The following is a 2,185-nucleotide window of genomic DNA, read 5'->3' as shown; positions in this document are numbered from 1 at the left end:
GGACGGGGCTGCCGCCGATGCCGGGGCCGCGGATCTCGACCCGGGCGACGTCGCCGCGCTGGGCGGCGGCCAGCACCACGGTCGGCGGTTCGGGGGCGGCGCTCGGCGCGGCGGGGCCGCCCAGCCCCGGGGCGCCCAGCCCGGGCACGGGCATCCCGGGGCCGGCCAGACCGGGTACGGCCAGGCCGGGCGAGGCGGCGGCGGGGGCGTCCAGCGACAGCCCGATGCCACTGACGTCGGCGACCAGGTGGGCCAGCGCCTGGGCGAGCCGCCGCTCGTCGGCGATCACCTCGACGGCGGCGGCGTGCACGGAGAACCGCACCCGGCCCGGGCCGACCAGCCCGCCGGCCTCCTCGACGGCCCGGCGGACCACCGCGTCCAGGCCGACCGGCACCCGCTTCGCGGCCTTCCGTCCGTCCTTGCGGTCCTCGGCGTCCCCGCCGTCCTTGTCCGCCCTGGCGTCCCTGGTCTCCGCCGGGCCGTTCTCGCCGGCCTCGGAGCGCTGGTGCTCGAGGACACCGTCGATCAGCTTCCCGAACCGCCGGCACTCCTCGGCGAGCCGGCGCAGGGTCCAGTTGGCCTCCGGCCAGAGCTGTCCGGCCGGATCGGCGGCGAGCGCGTCCAGCCGCTGGTTCAGCGCGGTCAGCGCGCCGCCGAGCTCGCTCTCCAGGACGGCGGTGAGGTGCTCGTTGCGGGCGATGAGGGCGAGCTCGCGGCTGCGGTCGGTGAAGGTCATCACCGCTCCGACCAGCTGGTCGCCGTCCCGGACGGGAGCGGTGGTGAGGTCGACGGTGACCGGACGGCCGTCCTTGCGCCACAGCACGGTGCCCCGCACCCGGTGCTTGCGCCCGGAGGTCAGGGTGTCCAGCAGCGCCGACTCCTCGAGGGCCAGCGGGGTGCCGTCGGCCCGGGAGTGCTGGATCAGCGGGTGCAGCTCACGCCCGCCCAGCTCGCTCGCCCGGTACTCCAGGATGTGCGCGGCCGCGGGGTTGACCAGGACGCAGCGGCCTTCGAGGTCCACGCCGAGCACGCCCTCGGCGGCGGCCCGCAGGATCATCTCGGTCTGCTTGTGCTGGCGGCGCAGCTCGGCCTCGACGCCGAGCCGGCCGGAGAGGTCGCGGACCAGCAGCAGGAGCAGGTCGGAGGAGGACGGCGAGCGCGAGCCCTCGCGGTACGGGTCGTACGGGGCGAGCGGGGAGCGCGTGTACCCGTCCTCGTCGGCGAAGTCGTTGCCGGACACCTCGACCGGGAAGGTGGTGCCGTCGGTGCGGTGGGCGGTCATCCGGACCGGGCGGTCCAGGGCGTCGCCGTCGCGGGTGGCCGGGCGCATCGAGCCGGGGATCCGGCTGGGGTCGAACTCGGGCAGCAGGCCCAGGACGCCCATGCCGACCAGTGAGGTGCCCGGCGCCTGCAGCGCCTGGACGGCCGCGCTGTTGGCGTCCACGACGGTGCCGTTGCTGTTCACCAGCAACAACGCGTCGGGCAGGGCGTCGAGTATGGCGGCGAGGCGAGCAGCGCCTCGGATCGGCCTGCTGCTCACGTCGACAGGTCTCCTCGGCTCAGGGCAGCTCCTCCGGAGTCGGCAGTATCTCATTCTTCTTTGCGACGGGGACGACCCGCCTAGTAACGTTGGCGGTGGTTGGTGCCGGACCCCAGGGTTGTGGCATCATCACTGACACACGGAACGGGTCCGCTCGCGCGGGCGTGGTCCCTGTGGGGAGGCTTCGCCTAGTCCGGTCTATGGCGCCGCACTGCTAATGCGGTTTCGGGGTTATTCCTGATCGAGGGTTCAAATCCCTCAGCCTCCGCAGCACGGGAGCCCCGTCGACGATCTTGTCGGCGGGGCTCCTCGCATGTCCGGGGGTGGATCCCCGGTCGGCCCGGAGAGGGCGTGGACGGGGTCGGATCAACCGATTTCGTCCTGCGTCGCAGGTCATGTAATGTTGTCCCCGCAACGCCCCGGAGGCACGGTTCGCCGGGGCGAGCGCTCATAGCTCAACGGATAGAGCACTTGACTACGGATCAAGAGGTTGCAGGTTCGAATCCTGCTGAGCGCACCAACCTCCGCAAGATCGGGTTCGCCCGTTCCTTGCGCTCATAGCTCAACGGATAGAGCACTTGACTACGGATCAAGAGGTTGCAGGTTCGAATCCTGCTGAGCGCACCAGCGAGAAGCCCCCGGCCG

General features: G+C 72.4%; 1 protein-coding gene and 3 tRNA genes. 3 read left to right on the top strand and 1 reads right to left on the bottom strand.

The annotated features are described in order from the left end of the window. A partial coding sequence (locus tag ABT247_RS33150) for a PAS domain-containing protein (RefSeq protein WP_350750258.1) occupies nt 1–1,540 on the bottom strand: 1,540 nt, incomplete at its 3' end. A gap of 177 nt (nt 1,541–1,717) precedes the next feature. On the opposite strand from ABT247_RS33150, the gene ABT247_RS33145 reads away from it, so the two are divergent. The 3 genes from ABT247_RS33145 (at nt 1,718) to ABT247_RS33135 (ending at nt 2,167) form a co-directional block, all read left to right on the top strand. Then, nucleotides 1,718–1,808: transfer RNA gene (locus ABT247_RS33145), tRNA-Ser, on the top strand. A gap of 176 nt (nt 1,809–1,984) precedes the next feature. Next, a tRNA-Arg gene (locus tag ABT247_RS33140) sits at nt 1,985–2,060 on the top strand. A gap of 31 nt (nt 2,061–2,091) precedes the next feature. After that, nucleotides 2,092–2,167 (top strand) — tRNA-Arg (locus ABT247_RS33135). The last annotated feature ends 18 nt before the right edge of the window (nt 2,168–2,185 follow it).

Origin of the sequence: Kitasatospora sp. NPDC001539 (assembly GCF_040298565.1) — a bacterium.
Lineage (GTDB): Bacteria > Actinomycetota > Actinomycetes > Streptomycetales > Streptomycetaceae > Kitasatospora.
This window is presented reverse-complemented; position numbering and strand designations above follow the sequence as displayed.